The sequence below is a fragment of the Methylomicrobium album BG8 genome (genome assembly GCF_000214275.2).
Lineage (GTDB): Bacteria > Pseudomonadota > Gammaproteobacteria > Methylococcales > Methylomonadaceae > Methylomicrobium > Methylomicrobium agile.
Map to the genome: position 1 here is coordinate 2,515,163 of NZ_CM001475.1, position 25,117 is coordinate 2,540,279.

18 protein-coding genes and 1 pseudogene are annotated in these 25,117 nt (G+C 57.7%); 6 read left to right on the forward strand and 13 right to left on the reverse strand.

Annotated features, from left to right (window positions below; all coding sequences use genetic code 11):
• Positions 1 to 97: 97 nt before the first annotated feature.
• Positions 98 to 724, reverse strand: a complete 627-nt coding sequence (locus METAL_RS10815) for a response regulator transcription factor (RefSeq protein WP_005372269.1) — start codon at positions 722 to 724, stop codon at positions 98 to 100.
• Complete coding sequence (locus METAL_RS10820; RefSeq protein WP_213069366.1) at positions 721 to 3,252, reverse strand: PAS domain S-box protein; 2,532 nt, start codon at positions 3,250 to 3,252, stop codon at positions 721 to 723. The genes METAL_RS10815 and METAL_RS10820 overlap by 4 nt, the downstream gene beginning before the upstream one ends.
• A gap of 382 nt (positions 3,253 to 3,634) precedes the next feature.
• On the opposite strand from METAL_RS10820, the gene METAL_RS10825 reads away from it, so the two are divergent.
• Together METAL_RS10825 and METAL_RS10830 are read left to right on the forward strand one after the other, a co-directional pair.
• On the forward strand, positions 3,635 to 4,060 hold the full coding sequence (locus METAL_RS10825) for an OsmC family protein (RefSeq protein WP_005372271.1): 426 nt from the start codon (positions 3,635 to 3,637) through the stop codon (positions 4,058 to 4,060).
• A 444-nt stretch (positions 4,061 to 4,504) separates the two neighbouring features.
• Entirely contained in the window at positions 4,505 to 5,461 is a 957-nt protein-coding gene (locus METAL_RS10830; RefSeq protein ID WP_005369238.1) for an IS5 family transposase, read from the forward strand.
• 151 nt (positions 5,462 to 5,612) lie between these two features.
• On the opposite strand, the gene METAL_RS10835 is transcribed toward METAL_RS10830, so the two are convergent.
• The 8 genes and pseudogenes from METAL_RS10835 to METAL_RS20790 form a co-directional block, all read right to left on the reverse strand.
• Complete coding sequence (locus METAL_RS10835) at positions 5,613 to 9,344, reverse strand: AAA family ATPase (RefSeq protein WP_005372273.1); 3,732 nt, start codon at positions 9,342 to 9,344, stop codon at positions 5,613 to 5,615.
• Positions 9,341 to 10,585: an exonuclease SbcCD subunit D C-terminal domain-containing protein gene (locus METAL_RS10840; RefSeq protein WP_005372278.1), complete on the reverse strand. Its 1,245-nt coding sequence runs from the start codon at positions 10,583 to 10,585 to the stop codon at positions 9,341 to 9,343. Before METAL_RS10840 ends, METAL_RS10835 begins: the two co-directional genes overlap by 4 nt.
• A 139-nt stretch (positions 10,586 to 10,724) precedes the next feature.
• The gene (cas2, locus tag METAL_RS10845) at positions 10,725 to 11,072 is read right to left on the reverse strand and encodes a CRISPR-associated endonuclease Cas2 (RefSeq protein ID WP_005372279.1); all 348 of its coding nucleotides are present in this window, start codon (positions 11,070 to 11,072) and stop codon (positions 10,725 to 10,727) included.
• On the reverse strand, positions 11,072 to 11,815 hold the full coding sequence (locus METAL_RS10850) for a CRISPR-associated endonuclease Cas1 (RefSeq protein ID WP_005372281.1): 744 nt from the start codon (positions 11,813 to 11,815) through the stop codon (positions 11,072 to 11,074). Before METAL_RS10850 ends, cas2 (METAL_RS10845) begins: the two co-directional genes overlap by 1 nt.
• Complete coding sequence (cas1, locus tag METAL_RS10855; RefSeq protein ID WP_005372282.1) at positions 11,812 to 12,771, reverse strand: CRISPR-associated endonuclease Cas1; 960 nt, start codon at positions 12,769 to 12,771, stop codon at positions 11,812 to 11,814. The genes METAL_RS10850 and cas1 overlap by 4 nt, the downstream gene beginning before the upstream one ends.
• A 3-nt stretch (positions 12,772 to 12,774) precedes the next feature.
• Positions 12,775 to 13,059, reverse strand: coding sequence for a CRISPR-associated endonuclease Cas2 (gene cas2 / locus METAL_RS10860; RefSeq protein WP_005372284.1), 285 nt, complete (start codon positions 13,057 to 13,059; stop codon positions 12,775 to 12,777).
• Positions 13,060 to 14,054: 995 nt separating this feature from the next.
• Complete coding sequence (locus tag METAL_RS10865; RefSeq protein WP_005372286.1) at positions 14,055 to 14,474, reverse strand: hypothetical protein; 420 nt, start codon at positions 14,472 to 14,474, stop codon at positions 14,055 to 14,057.
• 270 nt (positions 14,475 to 14,744) lie between these two features.
• Positions 14,745 to 15,081: pseudogene (locus tag METAL_RS20790) on the reverse strand (transposase); the annotation flags it as partial.
• A 56-nt stretch (positions 15,082 to 15,137) separates the two neighbouring features.
• Here METAL_RS20790 and METAL_RS20795 point away from each other — a divergent pair.
• From METAL_RS20795 to METAL_RS10880, 4 genes are all read left to right on the forward strand, one after another.
• Positions 15,138 to 15,428, forward strand: coding sequence for a helix-turn-helix domain-containing protein (locus METAL_RS20795; protein ID WP_051040387.1), 291 nt, complete (start codon positions 15,138 to 15,140; stop codon positions 15,426 to 15,428).
• A complete protein-coding gene (locus tag METAL_RS10870; protein WP_213069368.1) occupies positions 15,374 to 15,994 on the forward strand; it encodes a DDE-type integrase/transposase/recombinase in 621 nt (206 codons plus the stop codon). The genes METAL_RS20795 and METAL_RS10870 overlap by 55 nt, the downstream gene beginning before the upstream one ends.
• 175 nt (positions 15,995 to 16,169) lie before the next feature.
• Positions 16,170 to 17,048, forward strand: a complete 879-nt coding sequence (locus tag METAL_RS10875) for an IS982 family transposase (RefSeq protein ID WP_005372287.1) — start codon at positions 16,170 to 16,172, stop codon at positions 17,046 to 17,048.
• Positions 17,049 to 17,109: 61 nt separating this feature from the next.
• Positions 17,110 to 17,304, forward strand: coding sequence for a reverse transcriptase domain-containing protein (locus tag METAL_RS10880; protein WP_040578329.1), 195 nt, complete (start codon positions 17,110 to 17,112; stop codon positions 17,302 to 17,304).
• A 103-nt stretch (positions 17,305 to 17,407) separates the two neighbouring features.
• On the opposite strand, the gene METAL_RS10885 is transcribed toward METAL_RS10880, so the two are convergent.
• From METAL_RS10885 to METAL_RS10895, 3 genes are read right to left on the reverse strand one after another with little or no spacing between them, the layout of a single operon-like run.
• Positions 17,408 to 18,886, reverse strand: coding sequence for an efflux transporter outer membrane subunit (locus METAL_RS10885; protein WP_005372288.1), 1,479 nt, complete (start codon positions 18,884 to 18,886; stop codon positions 17,408 to 17,410).
• 8 nt (positions 18,887 to 18,894) lie between these two features.
• Positions 18,895 to 22,005 carry a multidrug efflux RND transporter permease subunit gene (locus METAL_RS10890; protein WP_005372289.1) on the reverse strand — a complete coding sequence of 1,037 codons (3,111 nt, stop codon included), beginning with the start codon at positions 22,003 to 22,005 and terminating at the stop codon, positions 18,895 to 18,897.
• A complete protein-coding gene (locus tag METAL_RS10895; RefSeq protein WP_005372290.1) occupies positions 22,002 to 25,115 on the reverse strand; it encodes an MdtB/MuxB family multidrug efflux RND transporter permease subunit in 3,114 nt (1,037 codons plus the stop codon). The genes METAL_RS10890 and METAL_RS10895 overlap by 4 nt, the downstream gene beginning before the upstream one ends.
• Between the last annotated feature and the right edge of the window lie 2 nt (positions 25,116 to 25,117).

Below are 25,117 nucleotides of genomic sequence, written 5' to 3' on the forward strand. Positions count from 1 at the left end.
CGCACAGCGTACCCTACGGCTGAGGAACGATCGGGCGGCAGGCCGGGAGGTTATTTTTTAGCCACCGCCTAAGGGGAAAATCAGGACCGGCAGACTCTCAGGAATCGGGCAGAGGCGAAGAACGGACGGCTTCGCACAGGCGGGCCAGTTCCAAGGGATTCGTGGTTCCCGTCTTCTTCAATATCCTGGCGCGGTGAATTTCGACGGTACGGTAGCTGATGCCGAGTTGCCGGGCAATTTCCTTATTGGAACGCCCCTCTACAACCCAAGCCATGATTTCCATTTCGCGCGAAGTAAGACCGTACTGTTGGCTCATAGACTGCGCATGTTCCGCGGCCTGTTCGTTGACCTGCGCCTCATGCTCCAGCACCGTCCGTATCCGTTCGAGCAACAGGTCCCTCGAAACCGGCTTGGTCAGAAAATCGACCGCACCCGCCTTGATCGCGCGAACCGTCATCGGGATATCGCCATAAGCGGTCAGAAAAATAATCGGCAAGCGAATCTTGCGGCGGATGAGCTCGGCCTGCAACTCGTCGCCGTTCAGGCCCGGCAGGTTGACGTCGAGCAACAGGCAGCCGGGCCGGCCGGGGCGATAGTTTTCCAGAAACGCCTCGGCACTCCCGAAAGTCCGGCAAGCATAACCCGCGGTCTCCATCATCAACCCGAGACTATGGCGTACCGGATACTCGTCATCGACAATGAATACACAGGGTGGAAGGCTCATGACGCGGCCGGTAAGGTAAAGTGGATACAGAGGCCGGTGTCGGCGTTTCGCTCGGCCCACATGTTGCCGCCGTGAGCTTGGACCAAAGCGCGGCTGATAGCCAGGTCCATGCCCGAACCATGGGGTTTGCCCCTGTAGAAAGGCTGGAATATGTTTTTCAGGGTGGCGCTATCCGTTTCGCATTTGTCTTGGTCACCCACCGTCACCTGAATCATGGCCGGTGTTTCATCGGTGCAGCGCGCGGTTACCGTGACCGTTCCCGCGTTCATTCCGTTTTCCCGCATGGATGCCAGGCTGTTGCACAGCAAATTGACCAACACCTTTTCGATCTGCAGGCTATTGCCCCTAACCGGCGGCAAGCCCGCGGCGAGTTCCAGCTCTACGTCAAAACCGTCCATCGTTCCGTTCGCCTTGACCAGATCGAGCGCTTCGCGTGTCAAAAAGCCGATGTCTATCAACTCGCTCGAGCTATCGTCCTCGTGCAATACCGTCATTAATTGCCGGATGACGCCTCCGGCACGCTGGGCTTGCTGGGCGCAAACTTCCATCATCGGAGAAAGCTTTTCCGGACTCCAACCGCCGGTCCGCAACAGGTGCAATGCGACCTCGGAATAGGACGAGATGGCCGCAAGCGGCTGGTGCAGTTCATGCGCGATGGCTGCCGCCGTCTGGGTAACGGCATATAACCGGACCGATTGTTCCATCTTGTCCCGCCGCTCCCTCAATTCCTTCTGCCGCTTGTAGTCGGTAATGTCTAGATTGATTCCCAGCATGCGCAAGGGGCGGTTATTGGGATCCCGCAATAATACCCCCCGCGTATGAATCCAGCGGTACAAACCGTCTTTGTGGCGCAGTCTGAACTCCAGTTCGAAGACCGGCAGGAGGCCGGCAATGTAGCTGTCGGTTGCCTCCAATACCCCTGCCCGGTCGTCGGGATGCAGGCGGCATTCCCATTCTTCCCGCCGGTTGAGCAATTCGTTCTCTTCAAAACCGATTTGCCGCTTCCATTCGGGCGAAAGATAGACGCTGTCCGTATTCAGATCCCAGTCCCAATAACCCGCTTTCACCTCTTCGACAACAAGGGCGAGCCGCTCCTGGGCCGTGCGTAACGCCGTGATATCTTCGCAGGCAATGATAATGCCGCCGATCTCCCCATGCTGATTTGTCCAGGGATAAGCGACCCACCGCACCCAATGACGGCTTCCATCCGCCTGAACCCATAAATCATCGTCGTTTTTTAAGAACTCCCCGGCTTGTGCCTTGGCGTGAACCCGCTTCCATTCTGCGGAGATATCCGGATTGACCGCATAATGATTATGCCCCGTAAGATCATCGTACCCCCGCCCAAACTCTTCGACCCAGCGCCGGCTCGTGGCCAGATAATTCATTTCACGGTCGAACATCGCAATACTGAGAGGCGCCTGCTCGATAAAAGTCCGAAGCTGGGCCTGGATCTTTATCAGCGAGTCCTGGAAGCGTTTCAGCTCGGTAACGTCGCGCAGAATGACGGTAAACGATTTCCCGCCATTGATTGCGCACTGGGAAATGGTCGCCTCGACCGGGAATTCTTCGCCGTTCGCGCGCAGGCCCCAAACAGAAGCCGGTTCGCCCATTTTACGGTTGGTGAGGCCGAAGCTCCCGAAAGCGCGAACGTGCGCGTTATGGGCGGCACGGAAGCGTTCGGGAATAAACCGTTCGATGGATTCCCCGACAGCCTCTTCCGCCTTGCAACCGAACATCTTTTCCGCCGCCGCGTTGAACAGCGTAATCCGCTGGTTGGCATCGATCGTGACGATCGCGTCCAAAGCCGATTCCACAATCCCGGCATAGCGCTGCCGGCTTTCCTGGAGCGCCAGTTCGTTCCGCTTGTAGCGGGTGATATCCTGGGTAATGCCGAATCCGCCGAGCGGTTTCCCTTTCTTGCCGAACTCCAGCACAGCTTTTTCGCGCACCCATTTCACCTCGCCCCCCACAATCAGGCGGTGTTCGATATCGTAGGGCGCGCCGCGCAGACCGGCTTGCCACATATGATCGACGTATTCCCGATCGTCCGGATGCACGATGGAGAGAAACGTCTCATAGGTCTGCGGCGTGCCGTTGGGCATGCCGAAAATACGGTAGTTCTCGCCGGACCAGCGCAATTCGTTACGTTGCACATTCAATCGCCAACTGCCGATCTGCCCGACTTTCTGGGCAAAATCCAGATCTTGCCGGCTTTCCCATAATGCCGCCGTTGCTCGCCGATGAAAGCCCGTCGTGGCAATCATGCCGGCGGACGCAAAGCAGAAGCCGGCGTTTAAAACCCATAGATCATGGGCGCTTATGTGGGTCGGAAACAGAACCTGGGCATTCACCGCGATCAAGGATAAGAGCATCGCGAAAAGGCCGGGATTCAGCCCCAACCAGAAAGCGGTCTGGGCAATCGTAAAGAAAAATAACAGGAATGCGGCCCGTTCGCCGATCGCCGGAATAAAGCGGGTCGCGATAGCGCCGATAGCGACAGCCAGCACGGCCACTGCATAGCGCAAAAAATCAGGTTGCGCGTCGAAGTAAAGGATAATCGATTGAGTTTTAGATCGGCTGGAATTCATCCGAAAGCGTCATCATGCCTTGAAGCGCGTAAAGAAATAATGATGTGATAAAAAATCCGATGTTTAATTCCGCAATGCAAGATAAAAAGATGCCGATCGAAACAAGAAAAAGCCGCGGGGCAATCGCGCCATGCTCTCCATTCTTTGGGTCCAATGGGGCTTGACGGCCTTGTCGCTAAATTCTGATATAGGCAAAATTTCCCCTTTCTCGCTTAACTCGTTTGAACTCGGATAACTTCCATTCATCAATTATTTAAATGAATCGGATCGTTTTAAAAAACAGACGCGCGTCCTTATGTATATTTCAGAGGAGGGAACGATGAAACGTAAAGCATCTGCCGCCTGGCAAGGCGGCCTCAAAAACGGGCAAGGCACCTTGACAACAAGCAGCGGCATCCTGTCCGGCACGCCTTATTCCTTCAATGCCCGTTTTGAAGAAGGCAAAGGCACCAATCCGGAAGAATTGATTGCCGCCGCCCATGCCGGTTGTTTCTCCATGGCACTCGCCGCCGAATTGGAAAAGAACGGCATACACGCCGAACGGATCGACACCAGCGCGACCGTTGCGCTGGAAAAGGCCGCGGAAGGATTTGCCATCACCGCCGTGCATCTGGACGTGCGGGCGAAAGCGCCCGGCGCCGATGAACCGGCGTTTCAAAACGCCGCCGAGACCGCCAAGGCCGGCTGTCCCGTCTCCAGGGTATTGAACGCGACGATCACCCTCGATGCCCGGCTTGAAACCTGAATGTTGACGTTCGCAAATCAGCGGCGGATATTCACCGCTTCACCGCGCATGCAGGACAACGGCAGGTTTCACCGAGAATATGGCCGCTCATCGCTAAATCCGGCCGGAACGACGCAGGCCGGATGCTCGGCAGGGATGCCGAGCGCGGGCTAAGGATTTGGATAGAACGGCGGAGCGGTGGAGTTCAAAGCAAGCTTTGAAAAGCAAGCTTTTGAATATCGTACTTGAAAGTCATCCAAAGCCAGCTCCGGACTCCTGCCGGTCCATTTATCGGATCAGGCTATCCAATGCGTATAACAAGAACTCCGCGTGGAAACTATGAGGGAAAGTTATTATCGACTTCAAGGCGGAACAATGTATCACGCCGACGTTAAGGAAACTCTGAATAAGTCCTACGCCTGGGATAAAATATCCGCAGCTTGCCATTTTCGATAGGTGCCCGCCATGAAGCAACTCGGACTCAGTGCCCCACTGTTTGTGAAGAAACCGAAACAGACTCGGCGGCAGCAATTTCTCCAAGAGATGGAGCAGGTAGTGCCTTGGAGTTTGTGGACGAGCCGGATAGCGCCGCACTACCCGACAGCGGGCCGAGGCCGCCGCCCCTTTCCCTTGGCGACGATGTTGCGCATTCACCTGATGCAGCAGTGGTTCGGCTATTCCGATCCGGCGATGGAGGAAGTATTGCACGACATGCCGCTGCTGCGCGAGTTTGCCGGGCTCGATGCGGGCGAGGACGCCCTGCCGGATGAAACCACGATCCTCAAGTTCCGGCATCTGCTGGAACGCCATCAGTTGGCACAAACCCTATTTGATGAAACGGCGGCGCTGTTGGCCGAAAAAGGCCTGTTGCTACGGCAAGGCACGATCGTCGATGCGACATTAATCGCTGCCCCGCCGTCCACCAAGAACCGGGCGCGCAAACGGGATGCCGAGATGAGTTCGACCAAGAAAGGGAACAATTACCACTTTGGGATGAAGGCGCACATTGGGGTCGATGCCGAGTCGGGGTTAGTGCATACTGTGGAGATGACCACCGCCAAGGTGGCGGATGGGGTCATGACGGAGGCGTTGCTGCACGGCGAGGAACGGGTCGTGCTGGGCGATCGGGCCTATACCCGCAAGGACCGGAATCTGGCGGCGGATCGCCTGGAAGGTGAGCCGGTTTGGGCCTTTCCGTTCAAGCGGGGGAAGGGTGAGGAGTTGCCGGTAGAGCAAGCCCTTCACAACCACATGCTGGCGCCGTTACGCGCCATGGTCGAACATCCGTTCCGGATCGTCAAGCGCCAGTTCGGCTATACCAAAGTGCGTTACCGGGGGCTGTTCAAGAATGCCCAACAACTCTACTTGCTGTTTGCCCTGGGCAATCTTTATCACGTTCGGCAGGCGCTGCAGCCGACCTAGGGAGACCTTTGTCCTTCGCCCTGGAAAACCGAGAACACTGAGTGAAATCACCCCGATAGCGGGCGCTGCCGGGAAGGATTTGCCCATTTTCGGCGAGGTGCCACGGATGTCGCACGGTGTCGCTTATAAAAACCACTTATTCAGAGCTTCCTTAAAGGACAACCACCTTGCTCAAGCCGCTGCTCACGCGGGTCACTTCGATCCGGGCGCCGATCCGCTCGGTCATTTCCTGCACATGCGAGATCACGCCGACTTTTCGTCCCAGCGACTGCAGGCTGTCCAGCGCATCCATCGCAATCCGGAGGGTATCGGCATCCAGACTGCCGAAGCCTTCGTCGATGAACAGCGATTCGACACAGACCCGGTTCGAGGACAGCGAGGCCAGCCCCAGCGCCAAAGCCAGCGACAACAGGAACGATTCGCCGCCCGACAGCGAATGCACGGAACGAATATCGTCGCCCATGTCCTGATCCACCACTTGCAGCGCAAGCGTATCGGCCACGCGTTCAAGACGGTAGCGGCGGCTGAGGTCTTTCAGATGCCGATTCGCGTAGCCCAACAAAATGTCCAAGGTCAGCTGCTGCGCGATATTGCGGAATTTTTTACCGTCCGCCGAACCGATCAGGCTGTTCAGTTTGCTCCATGTGTCGCTAACCGCGGCTTGCTCGGCGATCAGGGCCTGCAGCCCGGCGCAGGCTTGCACACGCATATCGTCGGCGCGCAGCTGCAATTCGATTTCGCCCAGTTGCCGGTTCAAACCGGCCAGCTTCGCCTGCAGATCGTCAAGCAGCGATTGCAGGTTTTCCATACTGTCTAACGAAGGGCGGTTTTGCAGATGCCGTTCGGCTTGAAAGCGCCGCTCGCTCAGTACCGTCTGCGCTTCGGCCAGACGCTGGTCGAGACGCTGCAAGTCCTGGCGCTCCCCGTTCAGCCAGAGTATGTCGCGCTGTAAATGCTGGCGTAATTGCTCGACCGACAGCGGCGATTGTAGCCTTGCTTGCGCGAAAGCGTGCAGCCACTCCGTTAGTTTCAACCCGGCAGCCTGCGCTTCGGCCGATAGCGTATTCAACAGGTTCCGGGTTTGATTCATTTTTTCGTCCGCGGCCGCTGCCTCGGTACTTGCCTGATGCGCGGCGGCAGTCGCCGCTTGCAGACCGGTTTTGGCGGCAGACAATGTCTGCGCCAGCGCGGTCTCCACTTCGTCTGCCGCGCGCCCGTTCAACAAAGTCTTGCGCCGGTTTCGTTTATCGGTCAACTCGCCGTCAATCGCGGCGAAAGCGGCTTCCGCTTCGGCCGCCCGCGTTTCCGCCTGTTCGACATGGCGCTGCAATCCGCTCAAAGCGGTTTGCAATACGGCGAGGTCTTGGCTCGATCGGTCGCGCTGCTCCTGACGATCCTGCCATGCCTGGACCTGTTGCCGGCTTTGGCGATGAAAGCCCTCCCGGTCGTCCTGCCAATCCTGCCGCCAGGCCGCATGGCCGAACGCCGCGTCCAATTCCTCCAACAGTTGCTGTAATTGGAGAGAGCGGGTTTGCCGTTTTTCGGCGGCATGGTTCTGCGCGCTCTCCGCATCGCGGACAGACGAAAGAGCCTGATCGAGCTGTTTTTGCGCTGCCTGCTGCCGCTGCGCGAGAACGTCAAGCGCCTGACGCGCCTTGTCGCGATTCGCAAACGCCTCCCCCATCGTTTTCATCCGGTCGGCCACCCCGCCAAGCGCCGCTTCTTCCCGTTGAATCTCTTCGCTCAACCAGAGAGCCGCACGCTCCGCGTCCCATAGCGGCCAGTCGCTGCCGAGAGCCTGCGCTTCCCAAAGACTTTGCAGCGCTTCGAGCTGTATCTGCAACGCCGCCAAGACTGCCTGTACGTCGGCGCTTTGTTTGTCGATCTGCTCGATCTCCAGAGCCAAACGGCCTTCCTGCTGTTCGGCCTGCCTGCAGCACTCCCCGCAGGCTTTCATTTCGTCCTCCAGCGCCGCCAGTTCGTTTAGAAACGGATGCGCTTCCCCGACAAATGGATGGTCTTTGGAACCGCAGACCGGACACTCGCCATCGGCCTGTAAACCGGCGCGCAACGCTGCCACGTTTTTACTGCAAGCCAGCTTTGCCAGATCCCACATCTTGACGGCCTGCGCATGCGCCGCGCGCCGCGCCGGCAGTGTTTCGCGCAAAGCCCGCAGCGCCTGATGAAGCTGTTGCCGCTGCCCGGCCAGTTGCCGTTGTTTTTGGCTTTGCTCGTCGTTCGTTTCCGCCGTTTCCATCCGCTTCAGCCTCAGGGCCTCGGCCTGCCGCAATTGTTCCAGCCGGAAGCGATGCCGTTCGTGGGCCTGGGCCAAGGCTTCGGCGTCGAACGGCCCTGCCGCCGCCAGCGCCGACTGATAGTGTCGCTCCGCCTCGGCCACGCCGTCTTGCAACGCGGCCGCCTGCGCCAGCGCAGTAACCGCTTCCGCCTGAACTCGGGCGAGATGCTTCTCGGCCTCCGCCAACGAAGAAACCGAGTTCTCCAGTTGACTTGCAACAGTCCCGGCTTGTTTGAACAGCGTGTCCCATCGAGGCCATTCCCTGCTCAAGCCGGTTAAACCGGCATGCGTTTCCAGCCAGGCCGCGCATTCAGCCAGGCGTTGTTCGGATTCTTTCTGCTGCTTCCGCCTGGCGTTCAGCTCGCTACTCAACGACAACAGATTTTCGCGCGCTTGCGCCAGCCCTTGCTTTCGTTCGGCATGCTGAGGAACCAGGATGTTCATTTCGGCATCCAGCGCGCGGGCCTGCACGAGGTCCGCTTCGGTTTCCATGCGGCGCCGTTCGGCCTCCTCCAACTGTTGCCGAGCCTTGAGCAGCGCCTCCTGAGCCGCACGCGCGCGCTCTTCGGCAGCCGCCAGCGCCGCGGCGGCCGCTTCAACCCGCTGTTGCTGCTGACGGCTGGCGTCGTCCAGACGATCGCATTCCGCCAGCAAGGGCCGGGCTTCCTGCAAGGCTTCGATCAGCGCTAGCTGTTCGCGGCGGGCCTGCGCCTGGGCATGTTCGGCTTGCGCCTCCCGCACCGACCGTTCCGCGTCCTGCTCCGCTTTTTGCAGCTCCCGATAGCGCTGGTGCCAGCGCAGATGGGTCTCGATCCCGGTTTTCCGCCGAGTCTGCCCGGCAACGCTTTCCGTCAAAGCCTGTTTCTGCGTTTCCAGCGCCTGACGTTGTTCGGCTTCCAGCGGCTGTTGGAGCGACAGTTGAGTCTTCAGCGCTTCCAGCTTGGCATTTTCCAGTTTGGCGCGTTCGAACGCGCGGATCGAAATCCGGCTGTACTCGCCGGTGCCGGTCAAGGTTTCGAGCAGACTGGCGCGCTCGTCGTCCGGCGCCTTCAGGAACACGCTGAATTCGTTTTGCGCCAGCAGCACCGCGCGCGTGAACTGGTCGAAGCTCAGGCCGAGCCGGTTGACGATCTCTTCCAGCACTTCGGTTTTCTTGCCGCCCAGCCGCTGCCGGTCCGCAAGACACATCAGTTCCATCTCGGCGACCTGCAGCTTGCCGTCGACTCGATTGCGCGCCCGCCGCACGCTCCAGCGGCTGCGGTAATGCTGCCCGTCGCTGCCGACGAAATCCACTTCCGCATACCCTTCGGCGCAGCCCCGGCGCAATAGATTGCGCGCGTCGTGGGGCGGCAGGGTTTCGGCGCCGACATCGCGGAGCTGCACGCCCTTGCCGCCGGCCTGCTGCAGGCGCGGGGTTTTGTCGTACAGGGCAAGGCAGAGCGCATCCAGCAGCGTGCTCTTGCCCGCGCCGGTCGGCCCGCTGATCGCAAACAGCCCGGCGGAAGCCAGAGGCTGGCGTTGAAAATCGATGTCGAACTCTCCGCCCAAAGAAGCCAGGTTTTTGCCGCGTATCGCAAGGATTTTCACAGCGCCTCCTCCGCTTCGATCAGCAGTTCCTGAAAAAGACGCAGCAGCGCGTCGGGCAGCGCCTCGCCGTACTGGTTCCGATAGTGCCTGCGCAGCACCTCTTCCGGATGCAACCGAGTCAGGTCGCCCCATGTCGGCTCGACTTCGCTGCCCGGCTCAAGGCTTCCGCGCCGGTAACTGACGTCGATGCCGGCCAGCCGTACCGGCTTGCCGTGCAAAGCCGCCTCGACAGCCGCCCGCGCCCCCGGCTCCGGCGCGTCGAAGCGCACCCGCACTTCCACGTAAGGCCATAATTCCTCCGGCAGATCCGGCTCCGGAAACGACAAAGCCGCCAGCGCATCCAGAACCTCCGGCAAGGGCGCCGGCCAGGCAGGAATACGCCGTAGATCCACCGGCCGGGGCACGCTTACGGGGGTTACCGCGCCGAGCCGCTCGCCGTCGAGTTCGATGCAGAGGATTTGATGCGGATAATCGATTTCGGCAAACGACATCGGAATCGGACTGCCGCTATAGCGTACCCACTCCCGGCCGCCGGCCGTCTGCGGCAAATGCAAATGGCCCAGCGCTGCGTAAGCGATGGAGCTATCGAAAATCCCCGCCGATAAAGCTTCCAGGCCGCCGACCACGATCCGGCGCTCGGACTCCTCCGAAACGGTACTGCCGTCCAGATGGCAATGGCCCAGCGCCAGAATGGCCTCGCCCGCCTGCCGTTGCGATAAGACCCGCTGCAGGGCCTGCCGGTACAACGCCTCGACGCCGGCCAGATAGGCATCGCCCTCCGTCTCAATGCGCGGCACATCGCCCGGACGCAGAAACGGCACCGCCAGGCACCAGGCCCGCAGCACGCCGTTCCGATCGTGCAGCGGCACGATCAATGAGCCCAGATCGATGTCTCCGTCCGAATTCCGCCGCGTCTGCCCGACGATCCGGGTTTCGAACACCTCCAGCAGCGGCGAAGGCGCTTCCAGCCGGCCGGGCGAATCGTGATTGCCGGCGATCAGCACCACGCGCAGATACGGCGCCGCCTCGCGCGCGGCCTGCAGAAAGCGGTACAACTGCTTCTGGGATGCCGACGACGGATTGGCATTATCGAAAATATCGCCGGTCACCAATAAAGCATCGATGTCCCGTTCGCGAATTTGCGCGAGCAGCCAATCCAGAAAGCATTGATGCTCGTAATGGCGGTCAAAGCCGCGAAGGCTATGGCCCAGGTGCCAGTCCGAGGTGTGCAGAATCCTCATTATTTTTATTCCTTTCGGTTGAAAATTGATAAACAGGCTCCGGCAGAATTCCTTCGCTTAGGTTACGGTTCCTCGTTCCCATGCGCCGGCGTCACTGCCATTAAGTCGAAATGTCGGGTTACGCTATCGCTAACCCGACCTACGCACTTCCGTCCTCGTCCGGAACAATCTTGCCCGCAACGCCCAATAGCCTGTCGACGCCGCCGGTAAACAACATCACGTCTGCCGGAAAATATTGCTTTCCCAGGGATGCCGTTTCGGTATTCTCGGGAAGACGATAGCATCGCACGTCGTCCTCCGCCTCCTTGATTTGCTCGGCAATGCGGTCCAACAGCCTCAGCAGGCGCGGGCGCTTCATCACGACCGTAAAAATCGAATACTGTACCGGCAATCCCTCTTTCTTTAAAATCCGGTGCACCCGCCCCAGGCGCCTGGGATGGGCAATATCGTAGGCGATCAGATACAGACCCGGCAGACTGTCCGCCATCAGCTTACCGATAAGAGAAACTGGTGCAGTTTATTGATGGTGCTGCGGAACAGCAAATAGCATCGATCCTCGCATTGATGAAAAAGCGAAGCCATCGCCTGCATCGGCGGCTCTCCGCCCGTCTCCATCTCGCCGCCCAATAACAAGGGATAAAAATCCCAGAGCAGCAGCCGGCTCAAAAACGCAGCCAGATCGAGTTCGCCGTCCTGCAGCGCTTCGTCGCCGCCGAACCCGGCCTCGGGCAGCCAGAGAAGCAATTCGGCATGCAACAGGCTCAACAACAGATGCGCGTGATGCCGGCCTTCGGGCCCCAAACCGTCGGCCAGTTGAAAACGTAAACCGATCACCGGCGCTTCGCGCCAGTCGGCCATGCCGGCCCGCCTGGCAAAGCTGCGCGCCGCCAGTTTTTCCATCGACCGCATCCAGTTTTCGTACAATGCCGGCCCATCCGCTCGCGCCAGTAAATCGACCAGCCGCTGGGCCGTTGCCTGCCTTTCGCCGCCCCGCCCCGACCAGCGCGCACGCAGTTCTCCGTTTTTTTCCAGAAACAGCACGAAAATGCCGGCATCGGCGCAAGCCAGCAAGGCGGACATCGACCACTCGACAACGCCCTTGCAAACGACCCGGGAAATCCGCGATAAAGGAAACAATTGATCCGCTTTCTCGGGCAGCGACACCCTGAGGGCCGGCTCGTCCAGAACGACCCGGCATCCCGGAACGCCTTCGATATACAATGGCCTCATGGACGAGCCTCGTAAACGCTTCGATAGCGTCTTGCCAGCGCATAGCCGTATCGGCGCAGCAAGCGCCTCGCCGAACCCGCACGAGTCTCATAAAAGGCATAAAAGCGCTGCCGGCCGGTTTTATTCATCACGCAACGCCCTTTATCGTGGCTGAAATGCTCGGCCCGCAGTTCCCGCTCGCGGAACAGTTGCCATACCCATCCGTCCATCACAGGCCGCAAAGGCTCCATCAAGTCGCAAGCCAGCGATTCGCGACCGAAGCTCAGGTCGTGATAGAAACCCAGCATGGTGTCCAGGCCGACGATATGGCAGGCCCGCACGGCGTCATAATGCAGCAGTGTGTAGCCCAACGACAGGCAAGCGTTGACCGGATCGGGCGGCGGCCGCTTATTGCGCCCGGTAAAATTCAGTTCCGGCGCAAACAGCCGGGTAAAAGCAGCGAAGTAGGCGGCGGCCGCCGCGCCCTCCAGTCCCCGCAAAGTGCTGAGAGACGGCGCCTGCCGATCTTCGCGCAACTGGGCGCGAATGCCGTTCAAGGTAGTGGCGGCTCCCGTCAAGGGATAGCGTAGATCGGCGCGCGCCGCCAGTGCCTGCTTCAACAAACGGTGCTGGGAACGAACCTTGATCAACACCAGCCGGCGCGCCAACGGGATCCGCAGACCGTCTTCTATACTCGTGCGATATTGCCCCAATCGCCGAACGCCATCGCCGTGGGAACCTCCGGCCAGCATCGCCGTAGCCTCGGTATTGCGTCCGGATAGAATCACCAGCCCGATATTGCGTTCAGCCAATGCGCCCAGCACCCGGCTTTCGAGCTGCGCATTGCCTCGCAATACGATGCGCTCGAGCAAATGCAGCGGCACCGAGCCTTTCCGAATGCCGTCTTCATAAAGCGCCAATGCCTGGCCATCCAGCTTAATCCCGAGATTCTTGCGATCCAAATATAAACTACTCATCCGCTATCCCACATAAAAGAACGAACCGTCCTGAGGCAGTACCGCCTTGCCGAGCGTACGGATGTGCTTCACCCCCGCCAATCGCACCATGACAAAGCGGTCCTCCTCAGGGTTTATGACTTGGGCAATCTCTTCCAGCAGTTGCTCTTTTTCGACAACCGTCAAAAAACATTCGAACACCGACTTTTGTCCGCCCGAAGCATAACCGCGCAAAACATACAATGCCTTGCGCAGCCGCCGGTTACAGGAAATATCGTAAGCCGCCAGATAGAGTTGCCGTTTAGCCATGCGGATAAAGTAGCGGATTCTCGACCGAATGGCTGAGTTGGCAAGCTTGTCAGTTTACTAGCGAATAGCGAGTAAAATCCCTTCTTTATGAGATACGTTATTCAAATAAAACAAAGGCAGATAAACTCCAATGCCGTTAAGTTAAGAAAGAATGGAGTCCAAAGCTTACTTTGGTCGATTTAGCGATCTTTCCAAAACAAGCTTTAGGCTCCACGCAAGACCCGCTCGACGCTCTTAACTTAATGGCATTGAGGTAAACTCTGCCCTACTTTATTTTTGATTAGGCGAGAAAATTGCCCCCGAATTATCGCTTTTTATTAATCCCGTTTGTATAGCTTAATCTCTTCCGAGCCAAACTCTACAAATACGCAAACGCCTCGGTATGCCGCCGGGGCGCGGCCTGTTAGATGCGACTCCAAATCAACAGCTCTCGCCGCCAAGGCGCGTGGTTTGTATCAACACGCTATGTATGCGTAACTGAATCAATTGGTGGAAGGTGAATTGATTCAGTTACGACGAATTGTATCTCGACTAATTTGATTAGACCTGCCTCCGTCCATATCTCATCTTTAAGCATTCATCGATGTCGGACTCAATCATGAAAGGGTTTCCAGGTAACCCTCAATTTACCGCCGATTGCTCTGCTACTAACCGACATTCATATTTGTCATTCTCAAAATCTTGTGCATTTTTTGTATCATGCACATAGAGCGATTTAGCGTATCTTATCGTAGTTATTGATGACAATATAACTACAAGATTTTTCTTATTCATTTTTATTTAGATAAAATTTTTGTTAATTTTCGAATCTTGCGCTGTACATAATTTTTCCGGATTATCCTTAGCCGACAATTTCTCGAAGCAAAGCAAAAACGCCGATCGTGTCGGTGGTTAGAGAAATAAGACGATAAATATTGGTTTCTATCATGCTATTTTCCATTTCTGTATAAGAAAACAGCATGATAACTCCAGGCTACAGGATACTCATTAGTGAATTACTTTGGTAATGATGCGCTTTTTGGCGTCAGCGTGACGCTTACTTGATCGTCCAAGTCCCACATGGCGCCAGTGATCGGATCGACAATCAGCAACCCTACAAGGCCACCGAAAATGAGATTACCAGGATACATCCAGCTCAACCCTGATTCGATTGATGTCGATTGACTGACATATCCTTGACGATCAAACTCCACATTATAATTTTCGCCATCGAAATAACCATTGCCACGTTTTAGTGAAATAGTTTGTGGTGTTACTCCGCGCATCACTATCTCACCATCTTCATTTTTGACAGTGAAATCTACACGATCCGGATAACTGCCGACTTTTACTTCGTCAGTGGCGCCGTGAATAATACTGGCACAGCCAGACGTAAGTGCAGCGATAGCAATGGTTGAAAATAAGGTCTTCTTCATGCTTTTTCTCTTGGTTAGTGACTTTTGATTGAAATATCAAACGATCAGTCCATTATCGTCATCCAGACATCCATTGTTTTAATCCCTTCTTATAATAAGGTCTGATATTTAAATTTTAATAAGCTGGCAAGCTTGTCACCACAGACTGCCTTAATTCTTTCTTTATAAAGTCTGTTATTCAAATAAAAATCAATAATATTGATGGAAAAACGTCTGCAGTCTTAACAAATAATGAGAAACTTCCCCGGCTCTGCCGGGGAGACAGCAAAAGTTTGACATTCTCATGTGCCGCAAGAACGTTCTAGCCATTTTAGAGAATGCACACTCGATCAGGTTGAGCCAAGAGCCGTGTTTTGGCGTATGCACATACTCGAAGCGTCCTGGTCGGCTTGCAAGATAGGCCAGGGTCTCTTTTGAAATGTGGGCCGAGTGATTGTTCAGAACTACCCGGATAACAGCCTCTGGCGGATAGTACTCATCGAATCGCTTGAGTAACGCAATAAACTCCCAACTACGATGCCGATCCTCTACATTAGCCATGATATGCCCCGAGTGTAGAGTGTAGATCGATTCCAGCCAGCATTGACACGGTGCCGAGCCGACTATATGTCTAGTCCCGAGTTTAAATGGTGTAATCTATTCCCAACTGAAAGAGGAAAAGCGATGGGACAAGTACTCCACGGAACAGCCACGACCACGCACGCGATCCGAGAAAAAATTCAAGACGCTCAAGAGAGCCTCGTCAAACTCGCCAAGCGCTACGGGATCAACCCCAAAACTGTCCAGAAGTGGCGGAAGCGGGCGTCGGTCGAAGACCTCAAGTGCAGCAGCAAGCCCGGCCAAGGCAGCGTGCTGACCGCGGTGAACGAAGCCGTCATCGTCGAAACCCGGCTAAGACCTTGTTGCCCTTGGATGACCTGTACGATCTGTTACGGCCACAGATACCGGCGCTGACCCGCTCCAACCTGCACCGTTGCCTGCAACGCCACGGTGTCAGCCGCTTGGCCGACCTGTTGCCGGACGAGGAAAAGACCACCACCCGGACGTTCAAAACCTACGCACCGGGCTTCCTCCACCTCGACACAGCCCAAATCAACCTGGGCAAAGACAAGTGGTATCTATTCGTCGCCATCGACCGCGCCACCCGCTACGTCTATCTGGAGTTGCACGACAACAAGCGCATGGAGACCGCTACCGCCTTTCTGGAAAACTCCCTGGCACAATATCCGTTCAAGGTCGAAAAGCTGCTCACCGACAACGGCATCGAGTTCAGCTATAACCCCTTGCCCGACGCCAAGAAGCCCAAGGACAAGGAACATCCGTTCGTTGCGCTGTGCAAGGCCCAACAGATCGAACACCGCACCACCCTGGTCAAGCACCCGTGGACGAACGGCAGGGCCGAGGCGATGAACAAAAAGGTCAAGGCCAACACGACCCAACGTTTCCACTATGACAATGTGGACGCGCTCAAAACCCATCTCTACCACTACCTGCTAAATTACAACTTCAACGGGCCCTAGGCCGTAAGACACCCTTTGAGGCCATCCTGCAATGGTAGGATAAGCAGCCGGATATTTTTGTTGTAAATCCTAACTAGTTAACCTGGGTTCGGGATAAGAAAATCCCGGCGAGCGCCTCCTTTTTCGCGTAAGATGCTGTTTAGGAAACAAATTCGAACGGAATCGGGAGGCGCTCATGGACAGTTTAACCGAACTTTTTTGTCTAATCGACGATTTCTGCCAGGTGTTCGAGCCGGCATGGAAACGCCAGCTGTTAGCGAGTGGGGCGAAACGGCGCCAGCGGCCTAGCACGTTGAGCTTGGCGGAGTTAATGACCTTAGTCATCCTGTTCCATCAACTGCGCTTCCGCCAATTTAAGTCTTTCTACTTGGGCTATGTCTGTCGCCATCTGCGCGCTGAATTCCCCAACCTTCCCAGCTACCAACGCTGTGTGGAACTCTTACCCCGTTGCGCAGCGCCGCTGGCGGCGTTGTTCCACCAGGTCAAGGGTGAATGCGACGGCATTTCCCTTGCCGATGCGACCGCGCTCGCCGTCTGCGACAACCGGCGCATTTCGCGCCACAAAGTTTTCAAAGGGGTCGCCCAGCGCGGCAAGACCTCAATGGGCTGGTTTTATGGGTTCAAGCTCCATGCGATCATCAACTCGAAAGGCGAGCTGATCCGCCTCAAACTGACAGCCGGCAACGTCGATGATCGTAAGCCCATGCCGGAATTATGCCAAGGACTCTTCGGCCAGTTGTTCGCCGACAAAGGCTATCTCAGCAAAGCGTTGACCGAAACGCTGGCCAGGCAAGGCATCCACCTCATCACGCCGCTCAAAAAGAACATGAAGCCTGTGCCCCGCGCCGAGTTCGAGAAAGCCATCCTGCGCCGTCGAGCGTTGATTGAGACGGTCTTCGACGAATTGAAAAACCTGTGCCAAATCGAACATACCCGGCACCGCTCTGCGGCTAACTTCGTCGTTAACCTGATGGCCGGCATCATGGCTTATTGCCTGAGCGATAACAAACCCAGCCTCTCATTAATCAGAGTCAATCTGTTGCCTCAGGCATAAAGGCTTATCCCGAACTCAGGTTAGTTAAATGTGGGACTGAACAACTAGTAGGTATACCTATATGGAACAAAGCGGCGTCATCAGTCCGTTGCTGGCCAATCTCTATTTGCACCATGCATTCGACAAGTGGATGCAGCGAAATCACGCCGGAAAGCCATTCGAGCACTACGCTGATGACTGTATCATCCATTGCAAAACTGAAAAAGAGGCGCAATGCGTGATTTCGTGCATTGGCAAATCCCCTTCGCTGGAATGACGGGACGATAGGAGCGGTATGAATCGGGAGATTCACGTACCGTTGCGTGAGAGCCTGAAGGTGTGATTCCTTTGGGCTACTCGTCCCCCTACCAGTTTCCTGATTATTGAAGGGGAAACGGCAAAAAATCAGTCCATTTGCGTTCACCCGCCGCTGAATCAGCATCCGGTAAATCCGCACTGCCCCATCCCCCTCCCAAGGCTTTGACGAGTTGCACAGCATAAATCAACCGCTGTCCGAACACAGTCACCGCCGACTTCCGATTGTTCAGCGCGGCAGCTTGAGCGATCATCACATTCGAATAACCGACCGTGCCGGCCTTGTATTGGTTTTCGGTAATCGTCAAAGCGGATTCCGCGGCTCGTACGGCTTTGTCCTGCACATGAGATTCTTCTTCCAGGGTGCGCAACGCCGACAAACTGTCCTCCACTTCCTGAAAACCGGTCAGAACGCTTTGCCGGTATTGGGCGACGCTGGCATCGAAAGCATCGATGGCCTGTTTGAGCTGAGCCGAATGCGCACCGCCGTCCAATAGGGTCCAGGCCGCCGCAGCCGGTCCCAGCGCCCAATAACGGGTGGCCATCGAGAACAATTTCGAGAGATTCGCGGTTTGAAAGCCGTTGGTGGCCGACAAGGTCAAAGTAGGAAAATAAGCGGCTTTGGCCACGCCGATTTTGGCGTTGGTGGCCGCCATCGAACGTTCCGCGCTGGCGATGTCCGGCCGGCGTTCCAATACCGCCGACGGCACCGCGACCGGAATCGTCGGCAGCCTGGTCGTTAAAGCGCCCTGCCCAATATCCAATTCGGCAGGCGATTTGCCGACCAGCACCGCGAGCGCATGTTCCATTTGCGAGCGCATCACCTCCACATCGACCGCTTGCGCTCTTGCGGATTCCAGTTGCGCTTCGGCCTGTACCACGTCGCTAAGGGCCGCGACGCCCACCGCGTAACGGTTGCGGGTGATCTCCAGGGTTTTCCGATAGGCCGCCACGGTCTGATTCAGTAATTGCCGCTGGGCATCCAGCGCCCGCAACTGGAAATAATCCTGCGCCAGCGTCGCCTGCGTCGACAAACGCAAAGCCTGCAAGGTAGCGGCACTGGCCTGAGCGCTGCCGACGTTGGCTTCCACCTGGCGGCGCACGCTCCCCCACAGGTCCGGCTCCCAGGAAATATTCAGAGCCGTACCGAACAAATAACGAACACCGGAAACCGCCACATTCTGACCGGTGGCCGCTCTAAACCGATTGACCGTGGCGGCAACGCCGCCGGTCGGCAAATACGCAGCCAATGCCGTTTGCACCAAATGTTGCGCTTGCCGATATTGCGCTTCCGCGGCCGCCAGGGTTTGGTTATTGCCCACCACTTGCTCTTCCAGAGCGTTCAGTTGGGGATCGCCGAACATTTCCCACCATTTGCCGGGCAACCGGTCGTCCTTGGGCTGCGCTTGTTGCCAGCCTTGCAGTTCCTTGAAGGCGACCGGCACTTGCACCTTGGGCTTCACGTAATCCGGCCCCATCATGCATCCTTCAACGGTCGCGGCCATGACGGCGTAAAAAAGCAAGTTGGCGAAACGAATCTGCATACGTTGTCCTAACGTGAAACCCTATCGCCCGGCCGGGCGGACGACTTCTTGAAAAACCGGCGTCCCCAAATGCCCAACCTGTCCAGATACAGGTAGACGACCGGCGTGGTGTACAAAGTCAGCAATTGACTGACCAGCAAACCGCCGACGATGGAAATACCCAACGGCTGACGCAACTCCGCGCCGTATCCGGACGCCAGCGCAAGCGGCAAGGCGCCAAGCACGGCCGCCATCGTGGTCATCATGATAGGCCGGAAGCGCAGCAAACAGGCCTGAAAAATGGCCTCCTCGCTGCTTAGGCCCCGTTCGCGTTCGGCTTCCAACGCAAAATCGATCATCATGATGGCGTTTTTCTTGACGATGCCGATCAACAGAATCACGCCGATCAAGGCAATGATGCTGAACTCGGTACCGCAGATCATCAATGCCAAAAGCGCGCCCATGCCGGCCGACGGCAGGGTCGATAGAATGGTCAGAGGATGGACGTAACTTTCGTACAGCATGCCCAGCACGATGTAAATCGTGACTAATGCCGCCAGAATCAACCAAGGCTGGTCGCGCAACGACTCCTGAAACGCTTTGGCAGCGCCCTGAAAACTGCCGCGCACGGTGCCCGGCACGCCGATTTCGCTCATCGTCGCTTGTATTACTTGGGTGGCGTCGGACAGCGACGCGCCCGGCTTCAAATTGAACGAGATCGTCGCCGCCGCAAACTGGCCCTGATGGTTGACGGTCAAAGGCGCGTGGGTTGGCCGAAAGTCGGCAATGGCGGTCACCGGAATCTGCTTGGCGCTGTTCTGTCCGCTGCCAGTCACATAAAGCTGCCGAAGGATTTGCGGATCGTGCCAATACTCGGGCGCCAACTCCATGACCACGTGGTATTGGTTGAGCGGATTGTAAATGACCGACACCTGCCGCTGTCCGAAAGCATTATTTAAAGCCGCGTCCACTGCCGCTTGGGTGACACCGTACCGGGCCGCCTTGTCGCGGTCGACCTGTAACGAAATCTGCTGCCCCTTATCCTGTTGGTCCGTGTTGACATCGACCAATTTCGATTTATTTTGCAGGGCGGCGACGATTTTCGGCGTCCATTCGCGCAGATCCGCAAGATTTTCCGAACGCAGGGTAAATTCATACAAAGACGCCGACGTCCGTCCGCCGATACGCAGATCCTGGACCGGCTGCAAAAACAAATCGGCGCCCGGTTCATCGGACAATTGCTTGCGCAGGCGCTGCATGGTTTTGCCGATGGATTCGCTGCGCTGCTCGGGGGACTTCAACTCCACGAACATCCGCGCGCTGTTGATGTTTTGCCCGCCGCCCGCGAAGCCGACCACGGAAACGACAGTCGAATCCTTTTGTAGAATCCCGGCGAAATCCAGCAGCTTTTTCTTCATCGCTTGAAAGGAAATCGCCTGGTCCGCCACAATGCTGCCGGCCAGGCGGCCGTTATCCTGCATCGGAAAAAAGCCTTTGGGCACCTTGATATAGAGATAAACGTTCAAACCGATGCACGCCAATAAAATCAGCATCATCCACGGCGCATGGCGCAAGGCCCAGCGCAAACTGGACCGGTAGCCGCGGTGAAAAAACAAGAATCCGCTTTCGATGGCTTGCGAGAGCCGGCCCGGCGTATGGCGATCGGTTTGCAGCCAACGCGCGCACAGCATCGGCGTGACGGTCAGCGAAACGACCAGGGACACCAGGACTGCGGCGGAAAGCGTCACCGCAAACTCACGGAACAGCCGTCCTACGATCCCTCCCATCAACAGAATCGGAATGAACACGGCAATCAGCGACAAACTCATCGACAGGACGGTGAACCCTACGTCTTTTGCGCCGATCAAGGCGGCCGCATACGGCGGCTGTCCTTCTTCGATATGCCGGCTGATGTTTTCCAGCACGACGATGGCATCGTCCACCACGAAACCGGTGGCGATGGTCAATGCCATCAACGACAGATTGTCCAGGCTGTAATCGCATAAATACATCACCGCGCAGGCGCCGATCAAGGACACCGGAACCGCAATCACCGGAATCAGGGCCGAGCGTAGGCGGCGAAGAAAGAGCAGAATGACCATGATCACCAAGGCGATCGCGATCAGCAGGCTGTGTTCCACCTCGTCGACCGAGGCGCGGATGGTCAGCGAGCGGTCCACCACAACCGACAAATCGATGGTGCTGGGTATCATGGCCGCAAGCTGAGGGAGCATGGCTTGGACCTGTTCCACGGTTTCGAGGATATTGGCGCCGGGCTGTTTGAACAGGATCAACAACACGGAGGGTTTACCGTTCTTTACGCCGGCGTTGCGCAAGTCTTCCACCGAGTCGACCGCTTCGCCCAGATCGGAAATCCGGACCGGGGCGCCGTTGCGGTAGGCCACGATCAAAGGATTATATTCCTCGGCCCGTTTCGCCTGATCGTTAGTCTGGATTTGCCACTGGCGGTCTCCAACGGCAAGGCTGCCTTTCGGCCGGTTGGTATTGGCGGCTGTGATGGTGCTGCGCACATCCTCGAGGCTGAGGTCGTATTTTGCCAGTAAATAAGGATTCAGCTCCACCCTCACCGCCGGCAGCGAACTGCCGCCCACCGCCACCTGGCCGATACCGGGGATTTGCGCTATTTTTTGCGCCAAAACGGTCGATGCCGCGTCGTACATTTGGCCGCGGCTCAACACCTCGGAGGTCAGGGCCAGGATCAAAATCGGCGAATCGGAAGGATTGACCTTGCGGTATTTCGGACGGCTGGGCAAATTGGTGGGCAAAAGACTGCCGGCGGCATTGATGGCCGACTGCACGTCGCGCGCCGCGCCGTCGATATCGCGGTTCAAATCGAATTGTAAGGTAATGGTGGTCGAACCCAGCGAACTGGCGGACGTCATTTCGGTAATGCCGGCAATCCGCCCCAGCGATCGCTCCAACGGCGCGGCGACCGTGGCCGCCATAGTTTCGGGACTCGCGCCCGGCAAGCCGGCCGAAACGGAAATGGTCGGAAAATCCACTTGCGGCAATGGCGCTACCGGCAACTGCAGGAAAGCGACGGTGCCGGCCAACGCCAAACCGATGGTCAACAAGGTCGTCGCTACCGGCCGTTGGATAAAGAGCGCCGACGGATTCATACGGGCTCGCCCTTGCCGACCGTATGGCGCAAACGGCTTGCCGCCCTGTCCAGCGCAAGATAGATGACCGGCGTGGTATACAAAGTCAAAAGCTGGCTGAACAATAATCCACCGACCATCGTAATACCCAGAGGATGGCGCAATTCCGATCCGACGCCGCCGCCGAGCATCAGCGGTAAGGCGCCGAGCATCGCGGCCATCGTGGTCATCAGAATCGGCCGGAACCGCAGCAGGCAGGCTTGATAAATGGCTTCCCGCGGCGGCAACCCCTGTTTGCGTTCGGCCTCCAGCGCAAAGTCGATCATCATGATAGCGTTTTTCTTGACGATGCCGATCAACAGGATGATGCCGATCACGCCGATAATGCCCAGATCCATATCGGCCGCCATCAACGCCAGCAAAGCGCCGACCCCGGCCGACGGCAGGGTCGACAAAATGGTTAAAGGATGAATGTAGCTTTCGTACAAGACGCCGAGCACGATATAGACGGTCACGATCGCGGCCAGAATCAGCCACAGGGTATTGGTCAACGAAGCGCTGAAAGCCAGCGCGGCGCCTTGATAGGCCGTCTGCAGGCTCAACGGGAGGCCGATCTGCCGTTTGGCGGACTCTATCGCATCCACCGCCTCGCCCAGCGCAACACCGGGCGCCAGATTGAAGGAAATGGTTGCGGCGGGAAATTGATCCAGATGACCGATTGCCAGGGGCGCCGTCCGCTCCGACACATCGGCCAGCGCGGAGAGCGGCACCTGCGCTCCGTTACTGCCGGGCACGCGTAATTCGCCGATGGCTTCCAAGCCGGCTTGACGGTCGGGTTCGATCTCGAGCACGACGCGGTACTGGTTGGACTGGGTGAAAATGGTCGATACCAACCGTTGGCCGTAGGCGTTATACAAGGTATTGTCTACGGCGGCGGTGCTGACGCCCAGCCGGCTGGCGGTGGCCCGGTCGATACTCACGTAGGCCTGCAATCCCTGCTCCTGCAAATCGCTGGCGACGTCGCTCAATTGCGGCAGCCGGCGCAGGGCGTCTACCAGGCGGGCGCTCCAGCGGCTCAACTCGCCGAAATCGACCGCCTGCAGGGTGAACTGATACTGGGTGCGGCTGATCCGATTCTCCAACGTCAAATCCTGCACCGGCTGCAAATAGAGAGCGATGCCGGCAACTTCGGACAGCTCTCCGCGCAGCCGCCGGATGACGGCCTCGGCGCTGTCCTCCCGCTCGCCATGCGGCTTCAGGTTGATTAAAAACCGCCCGCTGTTCAAGGTCGGGTTGGTACCGTCGACACCGATAAACGACGACAGGCTGGCCACAGCCGGATCTTTCAGGATCGCGTCCGCCAGCCGGGCCTGCCGCTCGGCCATCGCGGCGAAGGAAATGCTAGGCGGCGCTTCGGAAACGCCCTGGATCACGCCCGTATCCTGAGAAGGAAAAAAACCTTTCGGCACCGCAATGTAAAGCACCACGGTCAACGCCAGCGTGGCGCCGGCGACCAGCAGCGTGAAAGATTGCCGGTCCAATACCCAGGTCAGCGTCCGGCCATAGCCGGCGATGACCCGGCCGTACCAGCCGCCTTGGCCGGCTTCGGCCTTTTCGGCAGGCAAACGCCTCAGGATTTTGGCGCACATCATCGGAGTCAGGGTGAGCGAAACGACGGCGGAAATCAGAATAGCGACCGCCAAGGTAATGGCGAACTCCCGGAACAAACGTCCGACCACGTCGCTCATGAACAGCAGCGGGATCAACACCGCCACCAACGAGACCGTCAGCGAAATAATCGTAAAGCCGATTTGCTGCGAGCCTTTCAGCGCGGCTTCCAGCGGCGAATCGCCCTGCTCGATGTAGCGAGAGATGTTTTCGATTACCACGATGGCATCGTCCACCACGAAGCCGGTAGCGATGGTCAGGGCCATCAGCGTCAGGTTGTTGATGCTGAACCCCGCCAGATACATCACGGCAAACGTGCCGATCAGCGACAAGGGGACGGCGACGCCAGGAATCGCGGTCGCCGGCAGGTTGCGTAAAAACAGGAAAATCACCATCACCACCAACGCCACGGCCAGCAGCAGTTCGAACTGCACGTCTTCCACCGAGGCGCGAATCGTGACGGTACGATCGGTCAGCGGCGCGACGTCGATCGCGCCGGGCAGCGAGGACCGGATTTTCGGCAGCAACGCCTTGATGCGGTCGGCGACTTCGATGACATTGGCGCCGGGCTGGCGCTGGATGTTGACGATCACCGCCGCGGCATGGTTCGCCCAGGCGGCCAATCGGACATTCTCGTTGGCGTCCACCGCTTTGGCCACCGCCGACAACAGCACCGGCGCGCCGTTGCGGTACGCGATCACCAGATCTTCGTATTCCTTGGCGCTGCGAAGCTGGTCGTTGTTGTCGATGATGGCCGAACGCATCGGCCCGTCGAATACCCCTTTGGGCTGGTTGACGTTGGCCGCCACGATGGCGGCGCGCAAGTCCTCCAGGCTGAGGCCATAAGCCGCCAGCGCCTTGGGATTGGCCCGAACGCGCACGGCCGGCCGCTGGCCGCCGCTGATGTTGACCAGGCCGACGCCGGGCAATTGGGCGATTTTTTGCGCCAGCCTCGTGTCGATCAAGTCTTCCACTTGGGTTAGGCTCATGCTCTGCGAGCTGACCGCCAGCGTCAGAATCGGCGCGTCGGCCGGATTGACCTTGTTGTAGATCGGCGGCATCGGCAAATCGGTAGGCAAAAAATTGCCGGCCGCATTGATGGCCGCCTGGACGGTTTGTTCGGCCACATCCAAAGCCAGCTCCAGGTTGAACTGCAGGGTGATGACCGAAGCCCCGCCGGAACTTGCCGACGACATTTGCCTCAGCCCCGGCATCTGGCCGAATTGGCGCTCCAACGGCGCGGTGATGACCGAAGTCGTCACGTCCGGACTGGCGCCCGGATACAGCGTGACGACCTGAATAGTCGGATAATCGACCTGAGGCAGCGCCGAAATCGGCAACAGCCGGTACGCCATGAAGCCGACCAGCAATAAGGCCAGCATCAACAGCGAGGTGGCGACCGGGCGCAGGATGAACAGGCGCGACGGATTGAATCCCGGTGTGGAAGCGGTGGCGTCGGTCATGG